Annotated in this window: 24 protein-coding genes; 9 read left to right on the forward strand and 15 right to left on the reverse strand. The window is 63.4% G+C overall.

What is annotated here, in order from left to right; translation table 11 throughout:
• Positions 1 to 377: 377 nt before the first annotated feature.
• Both SADO_RS06010 and SADO_RS06015 read right to left on the reverse strand, forming a co-directional pair.
• Positions 378 to 1,430, reverse strand: a complete 1,053-nt coding sequence (locus SADO_RS06010; protein WP_353110100.1) for a putative solute-binding protein — start codon at positions 1,428 to 1,430, stop codon at positions 378 to 380.
• Positions 1,431 to 1,543: 113 nt separating this feature from the next.
• Positions 1,544 to 2,959, reverse strand: coding sequence for a fatty acid desaturase (locus SADO_RS06015; RefSeq protein ID WP_353110101.1), 1,416 nt, complete (start codon positions 2,957 to 2,959; stop codon positions 1,544 to 1,546).
• Positions 2,960 to 3,084: 125 nt separating this feature from the next.
• Here SADO_RS06015 and SADO_RS06020 point away from each other — a divergent pair, with 125 nt between their 5' ends.
• A complete protein-coding gene (locus SADO_RS06020) occupies positions 3,085 to 3,732 on the forward strand; it encodes a TetR/AcrR family transcriptional regulator (protein ID WP_353110103.1) in 648 nt (215 codons plus the stop codon).
• 108 nt (positions 3,733 to 3,840) lie between these two features.
• On the opposite strand, the gene SADO_RS06025 is transcribed toward SADO_RS06020, so the two are convergent.
• Positions 3,841 to 5,229 (reverse strand): sigma-54-dependent transcriptional regulator, encoded by a 1,389-nt coding sequence (locus SADO_RS06025; RefSeq protein ID WP_353110105.1) that lies wholly within the window; start codon positions 5,227 to 5,229, stop codon positions 3,841 to 3,843.
• Positions 5,226 to 6,650 (reverse strand): sensor histidine kinase, encoded by a 1,425-nt coding sequence (locus tag SADO_RS06030; protein ID WP_353110107.1) that lies wholly within the window; start codon positions 6,648 to 6,650, stop codon positions 5,226 to 5,228. The genes SADO_RS06025 and SADO_RS06030 overlap by 4 nt, the downstream gene beginning before the upstream one ends.
• 248 nt (positions 6,651 to 6,898) lie before the next feature.
• Here SADO_RS06030 and pqqA point away from each other — a divergent pair, with 248 nt between their 5' ends.
• Positions 6,899 to 6,976, forward strand: a complete 78-nt coding sequence (gene pqqA / locus SADO_RS06035) for a pyrroloquinoline quinone precursor peptide PqqA (protein ID WP_209059483.1) — start codon at positions 6,899 to 6,901, stop codon at positions 6,974 to 6,976.
• Between the two features lie 76 nt (positions 6,977 to 7,052).
• The gene (pqqE, locus tag SADO_RS06040) at positions 7,053 to 8,222 is read left to right on the forward strand and encodes a pyrroloquinoline quinone biosynthesis protein PqqE (RefSeq protein ID WP_353110109.1); all 1,170 of its coding nucleotides are present in this window, start codon (positions 7,053 to 7,055) and stop codon (positions 8,220 to 8,222) included.
• A 47-nt stretch (positions 8,223 to 8,269) separates the two neighbouring features.
• Here pqqE and pqqD read toward each other — a convergent pair whose 3' ends face one another.
• The 4 genes from pqqD to SADO_RS06060 form a co-directional block, all read right to left on the reverse strand.
• Entirely contained in the window at positions 8,270 to 8,554 is a 285-nt protein-coding gene (gene pqqD, locus SADO_RS06045) for a pyrroloquinoline quinone biosynthesis peptide chaperone PqqD (RefSeq protein ID WP_353110110.1), read from the reverse strand.
• Positions 8,551 to 9,294, reverse strand: coding sequence for a pyrroloquinoline-quinone synthase PqqC (gene pqqC, locus SADO_RS06050; protein ID WP_353110112.1), 744 nt, complete (start codon positions 9,292 to 9,294; stop codon positions 8,551 to 8,553). Before pqqC ends, pqqD begins: the two co-directional genes overlap by 4 nt.
• Positions 9,291 to 10,202, reverse strand: coding sequence for a pyrroloquinoline quinone biosynthesis protein PqqB (gene pqqB, locus SADO_RS06055; protein ID WP_353110113.1), 912 nt, complete (start codon positions 10,200 to 10,202; stop codon positions 9,291 to 9,293). Before pqqB ends, pqqC begins: the two co-directional genes overlap by 4 nt.
• Positions 10,203 to 10,300: 98 nt before the next feature.
• Entirely contained in the window at positions 10,301 to 12,268 is a 1,968-nt protein-coding gene (locus SADO_RS06060; protein WP_353110115.1) for a sigma-54-dependent Fis family transcriptional regulator, read from the reverse strand.
• A gap of 371 nt (positions 12,269 to 12,639) precedes the next feature.
• On the opposite strand from SADO_RS06060, the gene SADO_RS06065 reads away from it, so the two are divergent.
• From SADO_RS06065 to SADO_RS06085, 5 genes are all read left to right on the forward strand, one after another.
• Positions 12,640 to 14,151 carry an aldehyde dehydrogenase family protein gene (locus SADO_RS06065; RefSeq protein ID WP_353110117.1) on the forward strand — a complete coding sequence of 504 codons (1,512 nt, stop codon included), beginning with the start codon at positions 12,640 to 12,642 and terminating at the stop codon, positions 14,149 to 14,151.
• A gap of 201 nt (positions 14,152 to 14,352) precedes the next feature.
• Entirely contained in the window at positions 14,353 to 14,991 is a 639-nt protein-coding gene (locus SADO_RS06070) for a response regulator (protein ID WP_353110120.1), read from the forward strand.
• Positions 14,992 to 15,000: 9 nt separating this feature from the next.
• A complete protein-coding gene (locus tag SADO_RS06075; protein WP_353110122.1) occupies positions 15,001 to 16,314 on the forward strand; it encodes a HAMP domain-containing sensor histidine kinase in 1,314 nt (437 codons plus the stop codon).
• A gap of 116 nt (positions 16,315 to 16,430) precedes the next feature.
• The gene (locus SADO_RS06080) at positions 16,431 to 18,776 is read left to right on the forward strand and encodes a TonB-dependent receptor (protein ID WP_353110124.1); all 2,346 of its coding nucleotides are present in this window, start codon (positions 16,431 to 16,433) and stop codon (positions 18,774 to 18,776) included.
• 135 nt (positions 18,777 to 18,911) lie between these two features.
• Positions 18,912 to 19,469: a PepSY domain-containing protein gene (locus SADO_RS06085; RefSeq protein ID WP_353110125.1), complete on the forward strand. Its 558-nt coding sequence runs from the start codon at positions 18,912 to 18,914 to the stop codon at positions 19,467 to 19,469.
• A gap of 42 nt (positions 19,470 to 19,511) precedes the next feature.
• Here SADO_RS06085 and SADO_RS06090 read toward each other — a convergent pair whose 3' ends face one another.
• Entirely contained in the window at positions 19,512 to 20,429 is a 918-nt protein-coding gene (locus tag SADO_RS06090) for a LysR substrate-binding domain-containing protein (RefSeq protein ID WP_353110127.1), read from the reverse strand.
• Positions 20,430 to 20,534: 105 nt separating this feature from the next.
• On the opposite strand from SADO_RS06090, the gene SADO_RS06095 reads away from it, so the two are divergent.
• Positions 20,535 to 21,551 carry a DMT family transporter gene (locus tag SADO_RS06095; protein WP_353110129.1) on the forward strand — a complete coding sequence of 339 codons (1,017 nt, stop codon included), beginning with the start codon at positions 20,535 to 20,537 and terminating at the stop codon, positions 21,549 to 21,551.
• Here SADO_RS06095 and SADO_RS06100 read toward each other — a convergent pair.
• The 6 genes from SADO_RS06100 to SADO_RS06125 are packed head-to-tail and all read right to left on the reverse strand — an operon-like array spanning position 21,548 to position 26,898.
• Entirely contained in the window at positions 21,548 to 22,354 is an 807-nt protein-coding gene (locus SADO_RS06100) for an ABC transporter permease (RefSeq protein ID WP_353110131.1), read from the reverse strand. The genes SADO_RS06095 and SADO_RS06100 overlap by 4 nt on opposite strands.
• Positions 22,355 to 22,357: 3 nt before the next feature.
• Positions 22,358 to 23,605: a type 1 periplasmic-binding domain-containing protein gene (locus tag SADO_RS06105; RefSeq protein ID WP_353110133.1), complete on the reverse strand. Its 1,248-nt coding sequence runs from the start codon at positions 23,603 to 23,605 to the stop codon at positions 22,358 to 22,360.
• 2 nt (positions 23,606 to 23,607) lie between these two features.
• Positions 23,608 to 24,606, reverse strand: coding sequence for a PQQ-dependent catabolism-associated beta-propeller protein (locus tag SADO_RS06110; protein ID WP_353110135.1), 999 nt, complete (start codon positions 24,604 to 24,606; stop codon positions 23,608 to 23,610).
• Positions 24,606 to 25,358: an ABC transporter ATP-binding protein gene (locus SADO_RS06115; protein ID WP_353110137.1), complete on the reverse strand. Its 753-nt coding sequence runs from the start codon at positions 25,356 to 25,358 to the stop codon at positions 24,606 to 24,608. The genes SADO_RS06110 and SADO_RS06115 overlap by 1 nt, the downstream gene beginning before the upstream one ends.
• Complete coding sequence (locus SADO_RS06120; RefSeq protein WP_353110139.1) at positions 25,355 to 26,155, reverse strand: ABC transporter ATP-binding protein; 801 nt, start codon at positions 26,153 to 26,155, stop codon at positions 25,355 to 25,357. The genes SADO_RS06115 and SADO_RS06120 overlap by 4 nt, the downstream gene beginning before the upstream one ends.
• A complete protein-coding gene (locus tag SADO_RS06125; RefSeq protein ID WP_353110140.1) occupies positions 26,152 to 26,898 on the reverse strand; it encodes an ABC transporter permease in 747 nt (248 codons plus the stop codon). The genes SADO_RS06120 and SADO_RS06125 overlap by 4 nt, the downstream gene beginning before the upstream one ends.
• Positions 26,899 to 26,960 lie beyond the last annotated feature (62 nt).

Raw genomic sequence — 26,960 nt, forward strand, 5'->3', positions numbered from 1 at the left:
ATAGCCTGCGAGAAGTTTAGCCGGTGGGAGCGTTTTCACACAGCCTGGGTCGTTAGCGGCCTTCAAGTCAGTATTCCTCCAGCCGGTAACGCAACGCGCCGCAGCTCGAACCCAACCGACGTGCGGTCTCCAGTATGTTCTAGCTGGTTTACGGAAACGTGCGCCCTATCAGTCTGCGTTCGTTGTCGGCCAACGCGCTGGCGGATACGGAAGCACCCGGTAGTCATCGCACCGCTCGGTGGAGCGCCAAAGATTCGGCCTACGCAGTTCGGCTTTGAAACGCGTTTTCTGAGATTTGGTGCAAAAAAAACCGGGCACTATCTCGATCAGATAGTGCCCGGCATCGACAGGTGGGGCAGACAAGTCGATTCTTTAGATCAGTTGATGGCGCCGCCTTCGCTGGCCATGCTGCATTCCGAAAGGGCGTTGTTGGCCGAACAACGAATCTTCTTCAGAAGATGCTGTGTTCGATGGCTGTACCAGTTCTGATCCCAGAGCTTCTCTCGCGTATTGCGAAACATCTCGCGATATTCGGCATCACGATCCCCGGAGACTTGCACCCAGTATTTGTCCGGGATGTCGGCATCGGCCCGTTCTACACGCCGCAGGGTGCTGTCGAACATGTTCTGCATGACCCAGGTGCGCGATTTCTGGCCGAAGTCATCAGCAAAACCATCCTGATGTATGACGATTTGAGCGGACAGCATACCCAGTACGAAGTCGGCGATGCCGCCGTTCTCACCCAAGCCCTTGTACAGCTCTAGCGCGTTGTAGGCGAAGGAAGGCGCATAGGCCAGATCCACACTACCGTTATTGAACATCGGGCCGAACGACGCGATCGACGCACCAACCGGAGACGCACCGGCCACGTTCGACAACGTGGATGCCTGCTTGTCGTACGACATCACCGCGATCTTCTTTCCCGCGAGTTTGTTGAGGCTATCCAGACTGCTCTTTTCGCGAGCGAACAGAAACGCCTTGCCGAGTGGCGTGATGCCCGCGACTTCGTAGCCGTCCTGTTGCATGTATTGGGCCGCTTTCGGGCTGGACATTACCTTGATGGCGGTGCGTTCCTGTTCGTAGGTCTGCAGCCCGCCTGCCATGTCGAGGCTGCCCGCAAACTTCACGAAATGAATATTGCGTACGCCTGTGATGGCGGTCATGTCGCATTTGCCGGCTTTGAAATCGTTGGCAGCGACCGCCTCATCCGTGTAGGCGCGGGGATTGAGGTCTACACCCCAGCTACGCGCCTGCACGATGTAATCCTGGAACGACTGATAGATGAAGCCGTTCGCCCCGATGGGGTCATAGATGCAGAACGTTTTCTGCTCTGATTGAGACCAGGCCGGTTGAACGGCACCCATCAGAAAGAATGCGGCACACAGGGTTAACCCTGTCGCTGCGCGTAGACCTGAACGTGCTCTCAGCATGCATATCTCCTCTTAGTGCTTTATTGCTTTATGCCGGTTATCCGAGGCCGGCGCCTCGTCTTTTAGCCAACCCGAAATTTCAGGGCAGCCATAGCCACATGGACTTGCTGGATTCAGGAGCCCGCGGGGATGAAATCGACCTTTTCGCGCACCGCGCATTGCGGGCATGCCCAAGAATCCGGGATACGGGACCACGGCGTGCCCGGCTCGAAGCCTTCGCTCGGGCAGCCTTCGCGCTCGTCGTAGACATAGCCACATTCCACGCACGCGAAGCGCGACGTGCTCGTCGACGGGTGCTCTGGGTTCTCGCCAACGTGTTCTTGCGAGGTCGCGTCGGCCGGCGCCAAGCCGGGGTCATTCGTAGCGGCATCCAACGGTGCCGGGTAACGATTGAACAGCGTCTCGCGCTTGCCCGGCTGTAGGTTGGCGTATCGAAGATCGCCCCGATGATGCGCTACGACGCGCGGGTCCATAATCCGGAACCACAGCGGCGGAATAAACGCCAGCACGATCATGCCGGCGTAACCCGTCGGCAGCTGGGGCGCATCCTCGAAATGCCGCAACGCTTGGTAACGACGGGTGGGATGCGCGTGATGATCGGAATGCCGTTGCAGGTGGTAGAGCAGCACATTCGTGACGACGTGATTGTTGTTCCACGAATGACGCGGCTGACACCGTTCATAACGGCCGTCTGCTGCACGCTGTCGTAACAGCCCGTAGTGCTCCAGGTAATTGACGACCTCGAGCAACGCGGCGCCGAAGAACGCTTGTATCAGCAGGAACGGCAGCACCGCCCAGCCAAACGCGACGGTGAGCGTGCCGTACAAGACCACGGTCATTGCCCAGGCTTGGAGATTGTCGTTGTGCACACTCCAGACCGACTTGCCGCTGCGCTCTAACCGCAGACGCTCAATCTCCCATGCCGAACGAAGGCTGCCGCCCATCGTTCTAGGGAGAAAAGCGTAGAAGGATTCGCCCATTCGGGAGCTCGCCGGATCGTGGGGCGTGGCCACGTGCCGGTGATGACCCTTGTTGTGTTCGACGAAGAAATGCCCGTAGGCCACTGGAGCGAGCGCGATCTTGGAAAACCACCGCTCGATCGCCGGCTTCTTGTGGCCGAGCTCGTGTGCAGTATTGATGGCCACACCGGACACGATGCTGGTTGACCAGGTCAGTCCGACCAACGCAACCCAGCTCAGCATCCCGGTTCCGACGAGCCACGCCGCCCAGATCGTCACCGCGTACTGCACCGGAATGAACAGGTACGTACACCAGCGGTAATAGGGATCGGACTCCAATTGCGTGAGTACGCTTTGGTCGGGGTTCGACGAATCCTCGCCAACCCAGTAGTCGGCAATCGGCACCAGCAGGTAAAGAAAGACCGGCGCAAAGAACCACATCGCCGTCCAGCCCGTGAGTTCAGCCAGGCTCCCGCCTATCAATGGCAGGAATGCTACAACGATGCCCCAAAGCCAGAGGTATCTCTTCGAGTCGGTAGTCCGACCCAGGTCGGCGGCGTTAATACTCATGGTTTTCTCCGTAGGCCGTTTATTGCTTTGACGATGTTTTCAGCCTTATCGCGCTCTAAAATTAAACGATCGATCGTTCAATTACAAGGATGATATTATCCAGCCCCACTCGATAAGATGACTTCATGGCACGGCGCCCAGCCTCCGAGATGGGGGACACCCACACCCATCTACGCAACGTTTCGTTTCGTCTGTTCGGCCAGTTTGGCTACGACGGCGTATCGCTGGTGGCCATTGCCCGTGAGGCTCGCCTGACCAAGTCAGCGCTGTACGGTCATTTTTCCGGCAAGGGCGCACTCTATTCCGACTGCATGATGCAGCTCGTGGCCTTGTTCGACGCGCACGTGCTGCAGTTCGCCTGCTCGTCCAGCGATCCGCTAATGCGTGTGATCCTGCTGTTCAAGGGGTTGCAGCACCTCAGCATGGATAGCCGCATAGCGGACGGTGTCGGCGGCTACTGGCTCAAGCCCAATACCGCCGCGGTCCCCGAAGCGCGAGAAGTGCTGACATCTTTCGAACAGCAGGCACGCAAACAGATCGGTACCTACGTCATCGCCGCTCAGCAAGCCCATCGCCTGAAACAGAACGCGCCCCCGGAAGAAATCGCGCGGGCCTTCATCGCGATTATGGAAGCCGTGGTACTGCCGCTCGGCGAACGCGATACGAGCGGGCAAGCGCAGTTGGTCAGCGTACTGGCCAAGATCTTCTTCGAAGCCTATGCGCCTGATGAAGAGACCCGCTTGACCGCGTCAAACACCATGCTTGGGCATTAGCATTGCTCGATCGAGAACGGCCGGAACCGCCCGAATCAGTCGTGGGCTAAATACGCGGCCAGACTAAAAGACGCTACTGATACCGGCTCCTATTCTCTCTGCGGGCCGTTAGCGCCCTTCCAACCCATACTTCTCTAGTCGGTAACGCAGCGCACCTCGGCTCAAACCCAGCCGGCGCGCCGCCTCGGATATGTTCTGGCGACTTTCGGCGAGCGTGCGCTCGATGAGTACTCGTTCGTTATCGGCCAGCGTGCCCGCCGATGCTGAAGCGCTCGTTGGAATCGAGTCAGTAGCGTCACGAGATAGCGAAACCCACGGCGCGGGTAGCTGCAGGTGTGCGGCTTCGAGCACATCCTCGGCATGCACGAGCACGGCGCGTTCGATTACATGGCGCAGCTCGCGCACGTTGCCGGGCCAGTCGTGGCCGAGCAGCGCATCGCGCGTATCACTCGCCATGCGTGGTGCCGGGCGATCATGTCGGGCCGCGGTACGGGCCACGAAATGCTCGGCCAGCGCGATCATATCGTCGCCACGTTCACGCAGTGGCGGCAAGTGCAGCGTAAGGACGTTGAGGCGATAGTAGAGATCCTGACGGAATTCGCCGGTCTGCATGAGTGCGGCGAGATCGCGATTGGTCGCGGCCACGAACCAGGCATCAATCTCGCGCTCCGTGTCGCTGCCGATCTCGCGCACGGTGCGGGACTCCAGCGCCGTGAGCAGCTTGGCCTGTAGACCCATCGGCAGCTCACCGATCTCGTTGAGAAACGCGGTGCCCCGCCCCGCCGCCGCAAGCAGGCCACGACGGGCGCGATGCGCGTTGGTGAAGGCGCCCTTCTCGTGGCCGAACAGCTCGGCCTCGATCAGATCGCGCGGCAAGGCAGCGCAATCGACCTGCACGAATTCGGCCTCGGCCCGTGCGGACCGGCCATGCAGCACGCGCGCGATCCGGTCCTTGCCGGTGCCCGTCTCGCCGGTGATGAGCACGTTCGGTGGCGCATCGCTCGTCGCCAGCGCGGCAATACGGTCGAGCTGGGCCGCGACCGTACGCATGGCCGCGCTATCGCCGATCAATGCGCTGTCTTCGGTGGGCGTTGCCCCGTGCCTGGTATCCGCAGCGCGCGTGGCGGGCGTCTCATGGGCCAGCGCATCAGCCGCAATCCGGTGCAACGCATCGAGATCGAGAGGTTTCTTGAGGAAATCGACCGCACCGAGACGCATAGCGGCGATGGCATCGTCGAGTTCGCCGAACGCGGTCATGACGATAGCCGGTATATCGGCGACTTCCGCGCGCAGCCATTCGAGAAAATCGAGGCCGTAGCCATCCGGCAGCCGTAGATCGAGCACGGCCAGATCGGGCCGGCGACGACGCGCGGCGAGCTTGGCGTTGGCCAGCGTCTCGCAGACGGCGACGGTATAACCGTCGCGGCGCAGGCGTCGATCCAGCGCACGTGCCAGCGCGCCTTCGTCTTCCAGCAACAGAATATGCGGCGCGCTCATGCGTGTTCGCCCCCGGGCAGCCGGACGCGCACGCGGGTGCCACCGCCCGGCGCGCTGTCGTAGTTCAGTTCGCCATCGTGGGCGTGGATCACCTTGTAGGCAAAAGGAATGCCCAGGCCCGTGCCCCGGCGCTTGGTGGTCGGCAACGGCGCGCTGGCCTGCGGATCGGGCACGACGGCCATGCCCGGGCCCTGGTCGCAGATCGCCAGTATCGCCTGCTCGCTTTCGACCGCGGTCGTCACCTGCAAACACGCCCCCGGCGGCGATGCCTCCAGGGCGTTTGCGAGCAGACCATGCAGCGCCTGTTCCAGCAGCGGCGCATCGACATCGACGTGCACCGGCGCGCGTTCCCGTTCGAGCGTGATATTGGCGGCCGCAAGCCGACCGCCGAGCGCGGCGATCGCGCCGTCGACGATATCGTCCAGCGCATGGCGCTCGCGCTTGAGATCGAGCGGGTGCAGATAGGACAACAGCGCGTTCAGCCAGCGCTCCAGCCGGTCCGCTGCGTCCATGATGTCGGCGCCTGTCTCCTCGATCTCGTCGGCCGGCGCCTGGCGGTCAAGCATCTGAGCGTTGGCACGGATGCCAGCCAACGGATTGCGGATGTTGTGCGCGATTACTGGCACGAGCGCACCGAGCGCGGCCTGGCGTTCGCGTTCGATGAGCGCGCGGCGCTTGTGTTCGAGTTCGGCGGCCATCGCATTGAGCGTGTCGGCTAGTTGGCGCACCTCGGCCACGCCGTTATTCGGCAGGCGATGACTCAGGCGCCCGCTGGCAAGCTCGGATGTGCCCGCAACCAGCCGTTCGAGCGGCTGAAGAAATCCGCGGGCGAAGCGCCGATTGAGCCAGATCGCCAACGCCACGCCCAGTATCAATGGTAGCCAGGCCAGCCACGGTGCGAGCCGATTCCACAGGCTGAGCCGTTCGGCCAGTTGGTCGCGCTGGATCGCGACCTGGCGGGTGAGCTTGTTGTAGGCCGCCTCGAAATCCTCGGTCTGCCAAACCCCGGTGGTCGCTTCGTCCGCCCCGCTATCGGGCGTCGTGACGACACGGTTCATCGCCGCGAGAATCAGCCCGTAAGCGGTTTCCATGCGCGCGATGCTGGCCTGCTCCGCCGACGTATCCGCGTACTCACGCATGCGATAGAAATGCTCGTCGATTCGATAGAGCCGTTGCCAGTAGTCGTCGCGCGGCGCGCCCTCTCGCACGGCATCCACGGCCTTGATCTGGCGGTAGAGGTCGCCACGCACCGCCTGGGCTTCCACCAGCAGACCGTTGAAGCGAAGCGACGTCTGATAACCCGTCTGCCAGAAACTCGCCCAGAGGCCGCCCAAGCCTGCGGCGACTGTCAGCACGACAATCAAGGCCAGCTGGTAGCGGCGAATCAGGTGCTTGAGCGAATCGGCAGGACGTATCCACATGCGATGAGTCTAGATTGCGCAGCGACTACCTGTCTCGTCGGCACGAATATGGCCACTATTGGCCAACTCGGCTGGCCACTATTCGCCGATCACTGGCCAATTGGCCAAGCTGACTCGAAAACCCCGATTCCAGCCAGGAGTTCTTTTTTCAGATCAGCGCCTTGCAGCCACCTCGGACACAGACCGCCACTGGCATGGTCGATGCATCATCGTGTAGTGCCTATTCACAATAATGACAGGAGATCGCCATGAAACAGTGGACCACACCCAAGGCCCATGACCTACGTCTGGGTTTTGAAATCACGATGTACGTCAACAACCGCTAACAGCGATTGTCTGACATGCGGAAGGGGGCTTTTGAGCCCCCTTTCTATTGCGCGACCCCTCGCAGAACTCGTCCTCATGGCTACCGATACCGCCAATCTGCCGACCCGTCACGACGGTGAGACGCCGGCGCGCCCGCTCTGGCTGCTTGCCGAGCTGACCTATGCCTGCCCGTTGCAGTGTCCGTATTGCAGCAACCCCACCGAAATGGCGCGAATCGGCCGCGAGATCGACACCGAGGCGTGGAAGAAGGTGCTGCGCCAGGCGCGCGAGATGGGTGCTGCCCAGCTGGGCCTGTCGGGCGGCGAACCGCTGGTCCGCCAGGATCTTGAGGAGATCGTGGCCGAAGGTCGGCGGCTGGGTTTCTATTCCAACCTGATCACGTCGGGCATCGGCATGGACGATGACCGCGTGGCGCGCCTTGCCGAGGCCGGGCTCGATCATATCCAGATCAGTTTCCAGGCCAGCAACGCCGAGATGAACAACTTCCTCGGCGGCACCGACAGCTTCGAGAAGAAGAAGGACATGGCCCGCTCGATCAAGCGCCACGGCTACCCGATGGTGCTCAATATCGTGCTGCACCGGAAGAACATCGACGATATCGAAGAGATCATCGCGATGGCCGAGGCGCTCGATGCCGACTACGTGGAACTGGCCAATACCCAATACTACGGCTGGGCCTGGCACAACCGCGATGCGCTCATGCCCACCCGCGAGCAGCTCGCCCACGCGGAGCGTGTGACCACCGCATACCGTGAGCGCGGCGGCCGCATGAAGCTCTATTTCATCGTGCCCGATTACTACGAGGACCGGCCCAAGGCCTGCATGAGCGGCTGGGGGGATATCTTCCTCACCATCGCGCCCGACGGCGTCGCCCTCCCCTGCCATGCCGCGCGGCAGCTGCCCGGACTCGAGTTCCCGAACGTGGTCGATCACGATATCGATTGGATCTGGGGCGAATCGCCGGCGTTCAATCATTTCCGCGGCTACGACTGGATGAAGGAACCCTGTCGCAGCTGCTCGGAAAAGACCAAGGACTTCGGCGGCTGTCGCTGCCAGGCCTATATGCTCACCGGCGACATGTATGCGGCGGACCCGGTCTGTGCCAAGTCACCCGAGCATCATCTCGTAACCGACGCGGTCGAGCGCGCCAACAACCGGCCTATCGAGGGGCCGACAGCGCAGCCGATTGTGTTCCGCAATCCCAAGAACTCCAAGCGTCTGCACGCCGAGCATCGCGAAAGCTGAGCCAGGCCAGGCAAGGCGCACAACCGCGCCGCAATAGGCGCGTCCGCTCAGTTGAGCCGCACCCAGCCCTGAGACGCAGCCAGGCGTAGGAATTCGTACACGTCGCCGGTGACATCGGCGCCGTCGAACGCAGCTGAGAGATCGTCGCAAATCACTTGCACGCTACGCTGCCCATCGCAGCGCTGCAGGATTTCCGCCGCACTGGGATTGAGCGTGATCATGCCTTCCGGGTAGAGCAGCACATGGCAGTCCTGCGCCGGCTCGAACTGCATGCGATGACCACGCGCGATCCGCGGCACGGCCTCGGCGTCTATCGCATCCGGCGCGCTCATCGGCTCGCCTCCGGGCAGCTGTGGTACGGCGGCCGATCCTCGACATAGGCCATCCACATCGCGTCGAGCATGGTCCATAGCACGTCGAGCTTGAACTGCAGAATGGACATGGCGTGCTCCTGCTCGGCCCGGGTGGTGAAATGATCGAGCGTGACCCGCAGGCCGTGCTCGACGTCTCGCCGTGCTTCCGACAGGCGCTTGCGGAAATAACTCAGGCCGGAATCGTCGATCCACGGGTAGTGATCCGGCCAGCCGGTCAGGCGTTGCTGGTGGATTTCCGGCGCAAACAACTCGGTCAGCGATGAGCAGGCGGCTTCCTGCCAAGTCGAACGCCGCGCGAAATTCACATAGGCATCGACCGCGAAACGCACGCCGGGCAGCACGTCATCGAGCGAGGCAACACGCTCGCGATCCAGCCCGCAGGCTTCGGCCAGCGCCAGCCAGGCTTCGATGCCGCCGACCTCGCCTTCCGCACCGTCGTGGTCGAGGATGCGCTGCACCCACAGCCGGCGTGCCTCGGGGTCGGGACAATTCGCGAGCACATTCGCATCCTTGATGGGAATGCTCACCTGGTAGTAATAGCGGTTGATCACCCAGCCGCGAATCTGCTCCGGCGTGCAATGCCCTTCGTGCATCATCCGATGATAGGGATGATGGATGTGATACCGCGCGCCCAAGCCCCGGAGCCGCGCTTCGAACTCGTCGCGCGACCAAGGCGTCATCTCGTCGCGCGTGCTCATAACTGGATTTCCATGCCGTCATACGCCACTTCAACGCCCTCGGCCTCGACCGTCGCGCGCTCCGGCGAATCCGGATCGAGGATCGGGTTGGTGTTGTTGATATGGATGAGCACGCGGCGCGTGGACGGAAAATCCGCGAGCCAGGCCAGCATGCCGTTCTCGCCGGACTGCGGCAGATGGCCCATCTCGGCGGCGGGCTTCACGCCTACGCCCTGGTCGATCATCTCGGTTTCGGTAAAAAAAGTGCCATCGACCAGCAGGCAGTCCGACTCGCGCGCAATGTCAGCGATGCTCTCGTCCGGCGCGCCGAGGCCGGGCGCGTAGAACAACGTGCCGCCGGTGGCATCGTCGGTGACGATCAGGCCGATGTTGTCGCCCGGATGTGGATCGCCACGGTGCGGCGAATACGGCGGCGCGGCCGAAGACAGCTCGACGGCCCGGAACGACAGCCCCGGCACGCCGTCGATCGCAAACGACGCCGCCGCGGTATCGATCTCGTGCCAGTCCACACCGCAGTAGTGCTCGAGCACGTTGAACAACGGCAAGCCGGTGGTCAGATCTTCATAGACCGGACGCGTGGACCAGATCGGCAGGGTATCGCCCTCGCGCAGGATGATCAGGCCCGTAGCGTGATCGATCTGGCTATCCATGAGCAGGATCGCGCCGATGCCGGTGCCACGTTTACCGGGTGCCGGTCGCAGGGCGGGGAAATCCAGCACCTGCTGGCGCACATCGGGCGAGGCGTTGACCAGCAGCCAGTGCTTGTAATCGGCGCTGACGGCGATCGACGACTGGGTTCGCGCGGTCGCACGCGTGGTGCCTTCATGCAGTTGGTGGTTCAGCCCGACGTTGGTGTTCCACTGCGGGAAACCGCCGCCGGCGGCCGATCCGAGCACGCGTACATACATGGCTTTCGTCCTTGCGCATCAATAGGTCTGATCCGACTCTCAAGGCAGGAGTCGTGCCAGACCATGATCGCGCACAAGAGCGCACGATCGGGCGCGGATCAACGCTCGCGCGAAGGCGGAATCTCGTGCTTCTTCATCTTCCGATACAGCGTGTTGCGGCTCATCGAAAGCTGCCCCGCAGTATTGGTGATGTTCCAGCGATTCTCGTCCAGCGCCGACAGCAGTGCGGCACGTTCGGCACAGTCGAGCGGATTGGCGCTGGCCGAGTCGGCACTGCAGCCGGCGGTGCCGGATTCGCCGCGATGCGCATCGACTTGGTCGGTGAGCTCTGCCGGCAGATCGGACAGCCGGATGATCGAGTCCTCGCAGAGCGCGAGCGCGGTACGCATCACGTTGCGCATCTGGCGGATGTTGCCCGGCCAGTCGTAGCGCACGAGTGCGGAGAGCGCGTCTTCGGCGACCTTGATCGCGACTTCGCCGTCGTGTTCGAACGCGACAACGCTGCGCAACAAACTGTGCAGATCCGCGCGCTCGCGTACCGCGGGCAGCGTGAGCGTGATGCCATTGAGGCGGTAGTACAGGTCCTTGCGAAAACCACCGGACTCGACCAGATCGGCGAGGTCCGCATGGGTGGCCGAGATCACGTTGAGATCGACCGGGATCGGCGTTTCGCTACCCAGGGGCACCACTTCGCGTTCTTCAAGAACACGCAGCAGACGGGTCTGCAATTCGACCGGCATATCGCCGATCTCGTCCAGAAACAGCGTGCCGCCGGACGACTGCAGAATCTTGCCGCGCATGCCGTCGCGCCGTGCGCCGGTGAACGCTCCCGGCTTGTAGCCAAACAGTTCGGACTCGATCAGCGTTTCAGGGATTGCGGCACAGTTGACGGCCACGAACGGTGACGCCGAGCGCCGGCTCACGCCGTGAATCGCGCGGGCAAAGACTTCCTTGCCGGTACCGGTCTCGCCGCGCAGCATGATCTGAACCTGGCGATCGACCACGCGCCGTGCACAGCGCACATTCTCGGCCATGCGTGGGTCCGACCCCTGCAGGTCGGCAAAGCCGCGCGTCTGATGCCGGCGCGCGGCACTGATTCGCAGCGCCGCATCGTCGTTATGGGCCGCCGTAACACGCTGGCTACGATTGACCTCGGCTGGCGAACGCGCACGAGCGTAGTAACGACGCCCGCGCCGGTGCTCGTGCAGCGGCCAGACGGTCTGTGTCTTGGCGCCGGCCCGCTCGGCGAGCGCCGCCGCGTCCATATCGAATATCTCGTCGATGGCCCGGCCCGTCAGCTCTTCACGTCGATCGCAGCCCAGCTGCATCGCCGCACTGTCGTCGACAGCCACGATATGGCCGCTCTCGTCCACGGCGATCATACCGTCGTGAATAAGGCTGACGAACTCCGGCCGGCTGTGGAAACGCAGCACCAGGTTTTCGCTGTTGGCGTTGAGGAAGATGCACTTTTCGATCAGCCGCGCCGACATGCTCACCAGGGCCACGGTATGGGTCTGGCCGGCACGCGTGCCCTCACATTGCACGGACGAGGCGTCGAGCACCGCGAGCAAGTTGCCCTGCGCGTTGCGAATTGGTGCCGCCGAACAGCTTAACGAGGTGTTGCGGTTGGCGAAGTGATCGGCGCAGTGGATGGTCACCGGACGATGTTCGACGATGCAGGTGCCGATACCGTTGGTCCCCTGGCGAAACTCGCTCCAGTCGGCGCCGTCCCACAGGCCAGCCGCACGAAAGCTGGTACGCAGCGCCTGCTCGACCCGGTTATAGAGAATCACGCCGTGGGCGTCGGTGAGCAGCAACGCATAGCCGGAACCGGCAATCTGAGCGGCGAGGTTCTCCATCTCGGCGCGGGCGATCGAAACCACCTCGCCGAGCTCGTCGCGATGTTCGCTGAGTTTGCTGCGAGAGACGACATCCAGCTCGATCCGGGCCGGATCGAGACCATAGTCACGAATGCATCGGTCCCACGAGCCGGCCACGAGATCCGGCGTATTCGGCCGGGCACGGGCAGACATCGCAGACGGACGCTGCGTCGCTGGGTTGATCATCTGCTCTCCTCCGTGAAGACATGGCCGGGCCACGCTTCTTAATTATTATTTTGTCTGCGTCTATCGAGGTCTTTTATTGACGCGCAGTCTTGCCTTGTTTTAGCAGTTTTGGCGACGCTGCACAACTCGCCGCCGCCGATCTGGCGCAGCGTGCAACACGGCTGTCCCACATGCGTGACAGTCGCCACACACGCCTTTGCCGGATCGCCTGCAAATGCCGCGTTTACGGCGCTTTCCCGCGTGGCCTGAATCTTGCGATTCCCCCGGCAGGCGCGCAGCTGTCCGCAAGTCGACAGCGGGCGCTCGCAACGCAAGCCACGGCGGTATCCAATCGCCGGGTGATTACAAAAATGACCGGAGGAGTAAATAAGATGAGTGCTGTAGCTGCTTCTGAAGTATCGCTCGAACCGAGCGTCCAGCAATTTATCGATAGCCCGCGCAAGATGCTCATCGGCGGCCAGTGGGTCGCTGCCGAGTCGGGCGAGACTTTCGATGTGTACAACCCGTCCACCGACAAAGTGATTGCCCAGGCGCAGTCGGCGTCCAAGGTCGATGTCGACAAGGCCGTGAAAGCGGCCCGCAAGGCGTTCGACGATGGCCCCTGGACCAAGATGGCCCCGGCCGAGCGCCAGCAGATCGTCTGGAAGATCGGCGATCTGATCATGCATTACCAGGAAGAGCTGGCTCAGCTCGAATCCCTGGACAACGGCAAGCCGATTTCCATCTCACGTGCCGCCGATGTGCCGCTGGCCGCGGAGATGTTTCGCTACATGGCCGGCTGGGCGACCAAGCTCACGGGGCAGATGATCACCCCCACGGTGCCTTATGCGCCGGGCGCGGAATGGCATGCCTACACCCGTCGCGAGCCGGTCGGTGTCTGCGGCCAGATCATTCCCTGGAACTTCCCGCTGCTGATGGCGGCCTGGAAGCTGGCGCCTGCGTTGGCGACCGGCAATACCGTCGTCATGAAGCTGGCCGAGGAGACCCCGCTGTCGGGCCTGAAGCTGGCCGAAATCATGCAGGAAGCCGGCGTGCCGGACGGCGTGGTCAACATCATCACCGGTTTCGGTGAAGAAGCCGGCGCCCCGATTGCGGCGCATCCGGATGTCGACAAGATCGCGTTCACGGGCTCGACCGAAGTCGGCCGGCTGATCGTCGATGCTGCCAAGGGCAACCTCAAGAAGGTATCGCTGGAACTGGGCGGCAAGTCGCCGAACATCATCCTAGACGACGCCGATCTCGAGAAGGCGATCCCCGGTGCGGCGAACGCCATCTTCTTCAACCACGGCCAGTGCTGTGCGGCCGGCTCGCGTCTTTTCGTGCACGAAAAGATCTACGACCAAGTCGTGGAAGGCGTTGCGGATTTCGCCCGTAACATCAAGCTCGGCCCGGGTCTGGACCCGGAAACCCAGATGGGGCCCCTGGTTTCACGCACGCAGTTCGATCGCGTGACCGGCTTTCTCGAATCCGGCAAGAGCCAGGGCGCGACAGCAGCGGCCGGCGGCGGACGCGGCGATGGCGAAGGCTACTTCGTACAACCCACTGTGCTCACCGACGTGTCGGATGACATGAAGGTCGTACAGGAAGAGATCTTCGGGCCGGTCGTGACTGCCACGAAGTTCACCGACGTCGACGCGGACCTCGTCCGTCGTGCCAACGACACGGTGTTCGGCCTGGCGTCCGGCGTGTGGACGCAGGACGTCGGTCGTGCCCACAAGCTGGCCGCGAAACTGCGCGCCGGTACGGTATGGGTCAACTGCTACAACATCTTCGATGCGGCGCTGCCGTTCGGCGGCTACAAGCAGTCGGGCTGGGGCCGTGAGATGGGCGAGCAGGTGCTCAATAACTACACCGAGTGCAAGGCCGTGACGGTCGCCCTCTAAACCGGGCGTGTTGCTGCATCCTTGTCTCCCCCAAGGATGCCCCCGAGCCGGCTGCGCCCTTTGGCAGCCGGCTTTTCTTTTACTGGCCACCGCTTAGACGTGACGGATACGCTATCTTGTAGATAGAACGCGCATCACGCGCGCAGCACCACAGGTGCAAAGGGCCGGCATCCGATCCGGCCGGTGGAGGAGAGAACACGCATGACGAGCCAATCGATCCGGGTGCTGCTGGTCGACGACCACGCGGTCGTGCGCGCCGGCTATGGGCGGCTGCTTAAGATGGCCGGCGATATCGAGGTTGTCGGCGAGGCCGACAGCGGCGAACGCGCCTATGCCCTATCTCGCGAGCAGGATTTCGATGTCATCGTCATGGACCTGTCCCTGCCGGGCATGAGCGGTATCGAAGCCACCCGGCGTATCTGCAGTCGCAATCCCGGCACGCGCATTCTGGTGTTCTCCGTCCACGAAGAAGAAATCTTCGTACGCCGCGCGCTGGCTGCCGGCGCCACCGGTTATATCGGCAAGCGCGCCGTTGCCGACGTGCTGATTGATGCCGTACGCCAGGTCGCAAAGGGCAAACGCTATATCGGCGCGGCACTGGTCGACGAAGAGGCCGCGCCCGCGGAAATCGACAGCCCCCTCTCCTGTCTGTCGTCGCGTGAGTTCGAGATCTTTCGGCTGCTCGCCTCGGGCGCCAGCGTCAACGCGATTGCCGACGAACTCTTTCTCAGCCCCAAGACCGTGGCCAACCATGCCTCGCGGCTGCGCGCGAAACTCGGCGTCGGCGGCACCGCCGACCTGACTCGTCTGGCGATCCGTACCGGCGTCGTCGGGCTGTAACCACTCCCAGTGATCGGCCTAGATCTGAAGCGACGGTTGCGGCTGCGCCAGCGATTGATGATCGCGGTCACGCTGCTGCTCGCCGCAATTCTGCTGGCGGCCGGCTGGCTGGTGATCCACAACGCCCAACGCGCCATCGCCGAAGAGATGGATTCAAGCGTGGCGCTGGCCAGCGACCTTGTCGAAACCAGTATCCGCAGCGACGGAGAGGCCCTGGCCGCAGCAAAGCGTCTGGCCGCAATCGGCCATCTGCGCCATCTGTGTTTGTCCCTGGTACCCCTGACGGGGGACGGTGGCGAATGTCCGGCCGGCGACGGCGCCGATGCGCCCGCCTGGTTCGCGGCGATGACCCGGCCAAACAGCCTGCCGAATCGGCGCATCGTCGTCGCGCCCGATTACGCGATCCACATACTCGCCGACCCGGACGACGAGATCGAAGAAGCATGGCAAGACACACGCGGCCTCCTCGCCCTGCTGCTGGTCTTCTACGGCGCCACGATCGTGATCGTCTATCGCCTGCTTGGCCGGGCAATCGTGCCGGTGCAACGCATCGACGCCGCGCTGGCACGTATCGAGCATGGCGACTATGCGATCCGTCTGCCACATTTTTCGTTGCCCGAGTTCGACGGCATCGCGGCCCAGTTCAACCATATGGCCGAAACACTGGCCGCCGCCCGTAGCGAGAACCAGCGTCTGCGAGAACATTCTCTGCGCATCCAGGAAGACGAACGCCGCAGCCTGGCCCGCGAACTGCACGACGAACTCGGCCAGAGCCTGACTGCGATCCGGGCCGACGCGGCCGGCATCCTCGCGCGCCGCGAACGCCTGCCCGACGGCGTGGCCGAATCGGCCGAAGCGATCGCCGAGGTCGCCGCACGCATATACGACCAGACCCGACTGATGATGCGCCGCCTGCGCCCGCCCGGGCTCGACGAGCTGGGCCTGGATGCCGCTTTGGAGGAACACATCGCAGGCTGGCAGCGTACGCATCCAGCCATTGAAATCGCCTATACCGGCGATGACACGCTTTCCGATCTGCCTTCGCCCGCCGCGATCCATGTCTTTCGGCTGGTACAGGAAGCATTGACCAACGCCCTGCGCCACGGCCAACCCAAGCGTATCGACGTTGCGCTTGGCACGAGTGCCGGCAGGCTGCGGCTGACGATCACCGACGACGGCCGCGGCTTCGACCCGGCCGCCCGCCGTCCCGGCCTGGGCCTGTCCGGCATGAGCGAGCGTATCGACCTGCTCGCGGGTCAGCTGCATATCGACAGCAGCCCCGGCGGCGGCACCCGTGTCCGGGCCGACATTCCTCTAGTCTGATCGGCCGCAGCTATTGGCCAGGCATCCGAGCGAAATTGGGAAGATTGCCCATTGAGCTGCCAGGCATTGCGGGCAAGACTCGAAGACGGTGCGAGATTAAAAATAAAGGGGGAGACATGCACTTCAGAAAAGGGCTGTGCCTGACGCTTGGCGCGGCATCGACAATGGCGGCTACGAACATCCACGCACAGGCGCTCGAACTCGGTGGCATCGATGTCATCGGCGCGACGCCGTTCGCGGGCAGCGAGGTCGACGCCGACCGCTACCCGGCCAATGTGCAGCATGTCGACGCCGACGAGGTGGAACGCGCCGAGACGCTCAACCTCAACCAGTACATGCAGCAGGAACTGGGCAGTGTCCACGTCAATGACGCGGTCAATAACCCGTTCCAGCCGGATCTCAACTATCGCGGCTATACCGCCTCGCCGCTCCTCGGCCTGCCGCAGGGGCTTTCGATATATCAGGACGGCGTACGTATCAACGAGCCGTTCGGCGACACCGTCAACTGGGATCTGATTCCGCAGGTCGCGATCGATTCCATCGACCTGATTCCGGGCTCCAATCCCTTGTTCGGCCAGAACACACTCGGCGGCGCGCTTTCGGTCAAGACCAAGACCGGCTTTACCTACCAGGGCGCGGAAGCCGAAGTCTTCGGCGGTGATTTCGGTCGTTTCGGCGGCCATTTCCAGGCCGGCGGCAACAACGGCACCGACGGCTGGTACTTCGCGGCTCAAGGCGTCTCAGAAGACGGCTGGCGCGATTTCTCGGATTCCGATGTGGCGCAGCTGTTTACCCAGTTCTCCACCATCACAGACAACGGCACGCTGGATTTCTCCATCACCGCCGCAGACAACAGCCTGCGCGGCAACGGTGCGATCCCGGCCGAACTCGCCAAAGCCGAAGGCCGGGAGTCGATCTTCACCTATCCGGACGAAACCAATCCGGAAATGGTGATGTTCAACCTGCGCGGCACACGCGACTACACGGACGATTTCTCCATCGCCTGGGGCGCCTACTACCGGCGCAACGAGATCAACACCTTCAACGGCGACGGCTCCGAGTTCGAGGACTGCGAAGACGGCGGCAACGCCGGCCTGCTTTGTGAAGAAGCCGAAGACGGCGGCGAAGAAGAAGTGGTCTTCGATGCCGACGGCAACGCGGTACTCGCCAGCGACGACGTCATCGGCGGCACCGAAAACACCTCGCAAACCAAGGAGAACGGCTTCGGCCTCAACCTGCAGGGCCGCCAGCTCGGCGTGCTCGGCGGCGAGCTCATCGTGGGCACCAGCCTCGATTACGCGAGCAGCGATTTCTATCAGCAGACCGAGCTGGCCAGCCTTACCGACGAGCGCGGCACGGTCGGCAGCGGCATTGTTTCCGGCGAATCGCTCACAGGCGTGTCCGCCCATAACAGCACGGCCAGCCTGTTCTTCCTGCAGCGCGTGCCGGTCACCGAAACGCTCGAAGGCACACTCGCCGGACGCTACAACCGCACCGCGATCTCGCTGCACGACACCTCACCCGAGGTGGAATTCGGCGACGACGATGACGACGCAACAAGCCTCTCCGGCGACCACGAGTTCCGCCGGCTCAATCTGGCCGGCGGCCTGACCTGGCAGATCACCGACAACCTGACCAGCTTCGGCAGCATCTCGCAATCCTCGCGCGCGCCGACGCCGGTCGAGCTGACCTGCGCCAACCCGGACGAACCCTGCCGGCTGCCCAACGGCTTCGTGGACGATCCGCCCCTGGAACAGGTCGTGACCACGACCTACGAGCTCGGCCTGCGCGGCGGCAACGACAACCTGCAGTGGCACGCCGCGGTATTTCGTTCCGACAACCAGGACGACATCCTCTTCATCTCGGCCGAATCTCGTTTCGAGGGCTACTTCGACAACGTCGGCGACACCCGTCGCCAGGGCGTGGAGCTGGGTCTCGACTGGGCATTCGCAGAGCGCTGGCGCCTGTCGGCGAACTACACCTATATCAACGCCGAATTCCGCGATCCGTTCATCACCAATTCGCCCAATCACCCGCAGGCCGACGAGGACGCCGCACCGGGGGAGGATCCGACCCAGCAGGTCGAATCGGGTGATCGCATCCCGTTGATCCCGGAACATCTGTTCAACGTCGGCATCGACTGGGCGCCCACCAGCCGCCTGCGGCTCGGCATGGACGTGGTCGGCAACGGTGACCAGATCTATCGGGGCGACGAGTCGAATACCGATAGCGAGAACATCGACGGCTACGCGATCGTCAACGCCAATGCCGCGTTCAAGATCACCGACCGAATCACGACCTTCGTGCGGGTGAACAACCTGCTCGATTCCGACTACGAGACCTTCGGCCTCTACGGCGAAGCCGACGAAGTGCTCGAAGGCGATCGCTACGAGGACGCCAGTCGCTTCATCGGTCCGGGCGCACCACGTGGCATCTGGGGCGGGGTACGCGTGGAACTCTAGCGCGCCGCCTTTTCATTCACCCACCAGTCTCCTCCGCAGGCGACCGGTCAGCGATACCTCTCCCTACATCTCATCGCTGGCTGGCCGCCTGTTTTTTTTGGCAACCTCCACACACCACTTTCGAAGGGACACGTCATGACCCACAAACTAACGTGCTTATTAGCCACCCTGCCGCTGGCACTCGTCACCACGGCCGCAATAGCGGGATCGAAGAACGATACGGTGCCGCTGGAGCAATGCCTGCACGCTGCGCAAAGCGTGCGCCAGGGCGATATCGTCAAGGTCGAGTACCTGAGCGTCAGTCCGGTCGGCGCCCCGACCTACGAGATCGAGATCCGCGATGACTCGGACAAGGAATGGGAGCTGATGTGCAACGCGCGCAGCGGTGACATCTACGAGCTCGAGACCGAAGCCGAGTCGGCCGATGACGAGATGTTCGCCAGGCACGCCAAGATCAGCGAAGAAGACGCCATCAAGACCGCCCAGGATCGCTTCGGCGGCGAGGTGGTCGAAGTCGAATACGAGATCGAATCGGACGGCTCGCCCAGCTACGAGATCGACCTCGCGCAGGACGGCCAGGACACCGAGTTCAAGGTCGAGGTGGACGCCGTCTCGGGCGAGATCATCGAGCTGTCGGTAGAGCAATGGCAGATCGGCCAGGAGCCTGAAGAAAAGGTCGACGCTTCGAACTGATCGACGGGCCCCGGATTCGCCGTGGATGAATCCGGGAACCGCTTATCGCCCGCCGATCGGCTCATCGAGCCGCTCACGCAACCATTGTGCGACCACGTCGGTCGCAGCGTTGTTGAACGCGCTCGTCGTGGCATAGACCGACAGGCCGGCGGATTGGCGTAGCGTGTCGGGCACCGGGCGAACCAGCTGCCCCGCTTCCAGCAGCGCGGTCAGCCCGCGCCCCCAGCCGAGAATCACGCCCTGCCCCGCGACGGCCGCCTGCACCATCACCGGATAGCTGTCGAACATCTGGGCCGGTTCGCGCAGGGGCTTGTCCACGCCAAGACGCCTGAACCAGTCCTGCCAATCCAGCCACTGATCACCCGGCGGCTCGCGAAAGTGCAGCAGCGGCTGTTCCGCCAGCGCCGTGAGCGTCAGGGAATCCCGCGCAGCGAAGGACGGCGCGCACACCGGAAAGATATCGCCGAATGCAGTGAACAGCGGCTCGAGCCCGCCCGCGGGCCGGTCCGAACTCTGTACCGCGAGGTCGAACTGGCCGCCTGCCCGGGTGAGCGGCTCGGTCGTGGCGCTTACCTGAATCGAGATATCCGGATGCTGGGCATGGAAATTCGGCAGCAGCGGCACGAGCCAATACATCGCGACATACAGCTCGATCAGTACCGTTACTTCGTTCTCACCGCGCCGAGCGCGCAGCGTATCGGCTGCATTGCCGATCTCGGCAAGCCCGCGCCCGATCGCCAGCGCCAGACCGCGGCCCGCGCTGGTGAGCACCACCTGGCGATGGCGGCGCTCGAACAGCACCACGCCCACATCCGCTTCCAGCGCTCGGATCTGACGGCTGATCGCTGCCTGACTGAGATGCAGCTCCTCCGCCGCTGCCTTGAAGCTTTCATGGCGCGCAGCGGCCTCGAACGGGCGCAGCGTGGCGAGCGGCGGTAATGAACGACCTGAGAAACGCATGACTTCACTTTACCTGAGCGTAATCGTGCTTTCGAAAACAGCGTATGACGATTGACAGGACCGCGTCGACAATTACGCCTATCAATACCGAAACCCCCGAGTCAGATGCTGCGTTGGATAGCCGCACCACAGAACCAGCCGATCGTACTCATGGTGTTGTCGTCGTTCCTGATCTCGATCGGCGATGCACTGGTCCATGGCTTCGGCGGGCAGATCGGCATCGGGCAGATCTTCGTCATGCGCGGGCTGTTCGCGCTGCCGCTGCTCCTGCTCATCATCCGGGTGTGGGGCAGTTCGCTGCGCCCGCATCGGCCCGGCTGGCTCGTGATCCGAAGCCTGCTCATGGTCGCGATGTGGTGCCTGTTCTACATGGCGTTACCGACGGTGGGTCTTGCCCTCGCCTCGGCTGGCCTCTACACCTTTCCCCTGATTCTTGCCCTGCTGGGCTGGATGGCAGGCACCCAGAGCGTGAGCCGACATACGATCGCGGCACTCGTACTGGGGTTTGGCGGCGCTGTGATGGTTGTCCAGCCGGCCGGCGCCTTTTCCGCCGCGAGCCTGCTGCCGATCGGCGCGGCGGCCTGCTATGCGCTGCAGGCGCTGATCACGCGCTATCGCTGCGCTTCGGAAAGCCCGTGGACGATGGCTCTGGGCATGAATCTCGCACTGGCGCTGGCCGGCGCGATCCTTCTGGGCATCACCGCAATCGGCGCGCCAATCAATACAACGAACCCGGGTATCGCGCTGCTCGCAAAGGACTGGCATACGCCTGACATGAGCCTCTGGCTCGTAATGGCAATGCTGGCCGCGATCGCGGTCGCAGGCAGCGCGACGATGGCCATGGCATATCAGAACGGGGACCCACCCACGATCGCGACCTTCGATTACACACACCTGCTGTTCGCCGCGGCCTGGGGCGCGCTGTTCTTCGACGAACGGATCGGGCTGATGACGTTGGGCGGTATGATCGCGATTGCATGTGCCGGCATCGTCACCCTACGGCATCAACGGACATCACCACGCGTGACGCAACGTCCCTGGCGTGCTCAGCCTGCGCGAGCCCGAGAATGGGCAAACCGCTATTCCGGCCACCCAATCGCTTCAACCAGCGGGCCGCTCTAGCCCTTGCGTCGAACCAATCCGCGCTGCGGGTCATAGCCCCAAACGGCCGCGGCGAAGAACACGACCAGTGTCCCGGCGACCACCGCCAGCGCCACGCCGTTGATCTGGCCGTACATCGCAAAGCGCACCAATTCCACGCCGTGGGTGAACGGATTGATACGGGACAGCTGGTAGATAACCGTCGCGCCCGACTCTTCCAGTTTCCAGAGCGGATACAGCGCCGGCGACAGGAAGAACATCGGGAAGATCACGAAGTTCATTGTGCCGGCGAAGTTCTCGAGCTGCTTGATATAGACCGACAGCAGCAAACCGAGCGCACCGAGCATCAGCCCGGTGAGAATCAGTGCCGGCAAAACGGTGAGCAGTCCCGGCCACCAGGGCAGATCGACTCCGAACAGCGCGCAGACGACGAGAAACGCATAAGCCTGCAGCACGGACAGAAAAGTACCCGCGAGCAGCTTGCAGGCCAGCAGGGTCGAGCGCGGCAGTGGCGCGGTAAGCAGCAGTCGCATGAGGCCCATCTCGCGGTCGTAGACCATGGCCAGCGACGACTGCATGCCGTTGAACAGCAGCACCATGCCCAGCAGGCCGGGCACCACATAAACCTGATACTCGATATAGCTTTCGTAGGGGGGCAGCACCGAGATGCCGAACACATTCTTGAAGCCGGCCGCGAAGATCAGCAGCCACAGGCTCGGACGGACCACCGCCGAGGCCAGCCGGCCGCGCTGGTGCAGGAACTTGACGGTCTCGCGCGAGGAAACCGCGGTCAGCGCCTGGAGCACGTGGGCAATGCGGGCCATGGATCAGGAACCTTTCTTGTCGTTCGCGAGCGTGCAGGCGGACTCGCGCGGATCGAAGCCGAGCGTGTCGAGATAGTTATCCGGGTGCAGGAAGCCGTCCAGCGGCGCGCGGGCAACCACCCAGTTGCCGGTACCCAGCAGCATGGGTTGGCGCAGCTGGCCGTCCCAGTCGCGAAAGCCCATGCGATAGCCCTTGAAGCCGTCGAGGTTGATCTCGTCGCCCCGCACATAGCTCGCAAGCTCGGCGTAATCCGTACTCTCGGTACGCTGGACGGCCTCGACGATCGATTTCACCGCAACCCAGGCCGCCCAGTCGTAACCGGTCATGTGCCGGTCGGCCTTCTTTTCCAGCCGGTTGTTGAGCTGGCGTGCGCCGTGGCGGATCCAGGCCCAGTGCCACGCCTGCGGAACCAGCCCCGCGCTGCCGACCACTGGCCGCGGCTTCTGGATCGCGAAATTGGCGTTGCGGGCGAACTCGCTCTGGGTATCGGCGATATACACCGCGTCGTAGTCGACACCGGATGTCAGCAGTTTCGGGTTGTTCTTGTCGCGCTCGCGCGGATTGTTGCCGAGCACGAAATCGCGCGTGCCGACGATCTTGAGGCCGAAACGCTTGGCCGAACGCTGGAAAGACTTGGCAACCACCTTGTCCGCGCGTTCCGGGCCCACCAGCAGCAGCACATCGTTCCACTGGCGCGAGACCAGATACTGGGCGAGCGCGTCATTGCGCATCGCATCCGACGGGATCGTATGCAGCAGGTTCGCCTGGCAGTGTGCCCCGCGCAGGCGATCATCGTGGGCGGCGACGTTGAAGAACGTGATCTCGTCGCCGGCGAATTCCTCGGCCACGCGCGAGACCGTGCCCGCAGGCAGGTCCAGCAGGATGAAGCGTGTGCCCGCATCGCGCATGGCGCGTACCGAGTCCAGCACTTCGCGGGTGTTGGCGACCAGCTGCTCTTCGAGGCCGAACTTCACGCCGGCGGCCATGCCCGGAAAACGCGCTTCGTCGATGGCCACGCGGGCGCCGTCGACCGGCCGGCCCCAGGGCTCGCCCTGGTATTCGCGCTCGATACGCGCCTCGGAATAACGCGGATCGTCGTTCCAACCGATATAGCCGAAGTCGAAGGCTTCGAGATCCTGCTGGGCCACGGCCACGCCGGGCAGCGCGAACGCTGCGGCGCCTGCGACCAGGCCCAGCAACGCAACGCGCAGCAGCGACGCGGTCAGCGATCGGTTGTCACGACGCGCCATGGTCACTCGGCGGCCGTGTCGATGACCACGCTATGCGGCACGCGCCCGGCCGGGATCGAACGCAGCGTCTTGCGCTCGGCGATATCGACGATCGACATGTCGTCGGACAGGCCGTTGGTCACATACAACTGCTTGCCGTCGCGGCTCTGGGCAATGCCCCAGGCGCGATCGCCGACCAGCACATAGTCCTCGACCTCGTGTGTCTTTGCGTTCACGAAGGCGACATGGTTTGCCCGGCCGAGGGTGACATAGGCGTTCTCACCGTCTTCCGACAGCTTGATGCCCACCGGGGTCACGTCCTCGGGGCGAAAGCCTTGTGGCTTGAAGTCGATGGTGTCGCTGACTTCGTTGGTCTGGGTATCGATAAGGGACACCGAACCCGAGAGTTCGTTGGTCACCCAAAGCGTGTTGCCGTCTGCCGAAAGCGCGAAACGGCGCGGCCGGTTGCCCACCACGATATTGGCGTCGATCTCGTGGCTGTCGAGGTTCACGCGGTGGACCATGTTGGCCACTTCGGACGTCACGTAGGCGGTCTTGCCGTCGGGGGTGACGAGCACGCCTTCCGGCTCCTGGCCGACATCGACCTGCGAGACGATCTTCTTCTCGCCGATGTCGTAGATGGTGAACTGGGCATCGTCCTCGTTGGAGATGTACAGATGCTTGCCGTCGGGGCCGATGGCGAAGATCTCGGGATCGTCGATATCGGTGAGCCGGTCGGTGACCTTGCCCTCGGCGACATCGATCACGTCGATGGAATCCTCATCGCCGCAGGCCACATAGAGCTTGCTGTGGTCGGGCGAGAACGCCAGCCAGCGCGGGCGTTCGGACACCTCAATGGTATCGATCTTCTCCAGGCTTTCGCCGTCGAAGACGGTGACGACATCGTCGTCTTCGCTGGAGACATACAGATTGCCGGTGCCGGCCGCGAACAGCGCAGGGCTAGCTGCGAGCAGTGCCGCAGCCAGGGCGAGCCGGCCTTGCCTGGATCGATTGAAACGCATTACACGGTCTCCTCTTTTTTCTTTGGCACCTCGCCGGTGAGCTCGAGAAAAGCATCCCCCAGCGACGTCGTGTTGGTTGTCTCGCACAGCGCGCGCGGCGTATCCACCGCGATGCGCTGGCCCTTGTGCACCACGATCACGCGGTGCGCGCGCTCGGCTTCATCGACCAGATGGGTCGCCCAGAGCACGCCCATGCCGCGCTCGGCACAGAGCTTGTGAACATAGTCGACAAGCAACTCGCGCGAGCCCGGATCGAGCCCCACCGTGGCCTCGTCCATGAGCAGCAATGCCGGCTCGTGCAGCAGCGCACGCGCCAGTTCGATCTTGCGGCGGTTACCGCCAGACAATGCGCGCGCGGCGTCCTTCGCCCGTTCGGCCTGGCCGATACGCGCGAGCTCGTCGTCGATCCGCGCTTTCGCCTTGGCGCCCATGCCATGCAGGCGGGCATGGAATTTCAGGTTGGCGACCACGCTCAGGTCCAGATCGAGGGTGGGCTGCTGGAACACCACCCCGAGCTTGGCCAGGGCCGCGCGTGAATCGCGGCGCATATCGTGGCCGGCGACCTCGATCGCGCCCTCGTCGGGCACGAACAAGCCGGTGAGCAACTGGAACAGCGTGCTCTTGCCGGCGCCGTTCGGCCCCAGCAGGGCCACGAACTCACCCTGCTCGACCGCCAGTGAGAGCGTATCGAGCGCCTTCAGCGAGCCATAGGATTTGGTGACCGCATCCACCTTGAGGGCGGCTTCGCTCATGCGTTGTCCTCGTCTTCGTCGGCGTCGGAACGGGCGTTGTCGAGTATGCCGGACAGCAGCTGCGGATACCGCGCCAGCAGGGCCTGCTGGGCACTGGCGACCTCGGCGCTTTCCAAGTCCTTGCCGCGTGCGCCCTCGACCGGATGATCGAGCATGACACGAGCCGGCGTATCGCCCAGAAACAGCACGCGATCGGCCAGCGCCAGCGCTTCGCGCAGATCGTGGGTGACGAACAGCACCAACGGCCGCTGGCGTTCACACAGTCGCAACAACGAACGACGCAGGCGATTGCCCGTGGGCATATCCAGCGACACGAACGGCTCGTCCATGAGCAGTAGCTGCGGCTCGACGACAAACGCTCGGGCGAGTGCCACCCGTCGCTGCATGCCGCCGGATAGATGATTGGGCCAGAAATCGGTCGCATCGCCCAGGCCCACTTCCTCGAGCAGGCGTGCGGCGTTCGATTGGTAATCGTGATCGCGGGCCATGCGTTCGGCTTCGGCCAGCTTGACGTTGTCGAGCGCGCTCAGCCACGGCATCAGCCGCGGTTCCTGAAACATCATGCCCATGTGGGCAGGCGATTCGCCGTGGTTGCTCAACGGTGCGCCGTTCCAGGTGATCTCGCCGTCGTAGTCCTCGTCGAGGCCGGCCACCAGCGACAGCAGCGTGCTCTTGCCGGCGCCGGAGGGCCCGACCAGGGCAATGAACTCACCCGGCTCGGCTTCGACCGTGCATTCGCCGAGCACGGTCTTGCCATCGAAGCGTTTCTCGCGGATATGGATACGCAGGCCGCTCATGTGCGCCACCGCGTCAGCCGATCCTCGAGCGGGCGCATCACCACGGCCTCGACCAGCAGCACCACGCCGGCAAAGGCCAGCGTGTAGGCCAGGATGCTGGTGATATCGAAGAACTGGTAGAACAGGTGCAGCTGAAAGCCCACGCCGTTGCTGCGCCCGAGCAGTTCCACCACCAGCACGATCTTCCAGATCAGCGCGAGACCGCTGCGTGCCGCCCCCATGAGATAGGGATAGAGCTGTGGCAGAAACACCCGGCGCAGGGTCACGAGCTTCGGCACCCGATAGGCCTGGGCCACGGCAAGCAGTTTCGGATCCACCGCGCGGGCGCCTTCGCGCACCATCACCACCACGGTCGGGATCTTGTTCAGCGCGACCGCCAGTATCGCGGCCACGTCGTTCAGGCCGAACCACAGATAGCACAGGATAATGGTGACCAGCGCCGGGATATTGAGCCCCAGAACCAGCGCGCCGTCGAAGACCAGGTCCAGCTGCTTGTAGCGGCCCATGATGATGCCGATCGCGGTACCGATCGCCATCGCCATCAGAAAGGCCACCGCCACTCGCGCGAGTGTGATGACCAGGTGATACGGCAACTCGCCCGAGAGCGTGTGCTCGATCAGGCTGTACAGCACCGCCAGGGGGCCGGGCAGTACGTCGCTTTTCGCGATCAGGGCCACGATCTGCCATAGCAGGACCAGGCCGATCAGCGAGGCGGCACGTACTAGGACCTGTTGCCATTTCATACGAGACCGCGCCAGCGGCTGTTGGGCTGTAAGCCAAGGCGCCGCGAGCGCTGTGTAGTCGC

Origin of the sequence: Salinisphaera dokdonensis CL-ES53, from assembly GCF_040361215.1 — a bacterium.
Classification (GTDB): domain Bacteria; phylum Pseudomonadota; class Gammaproteobacteria; order Nevskiales; family Salinisphaeraceae; genus Salinisphaera; species Salinisphaera dokdonensis.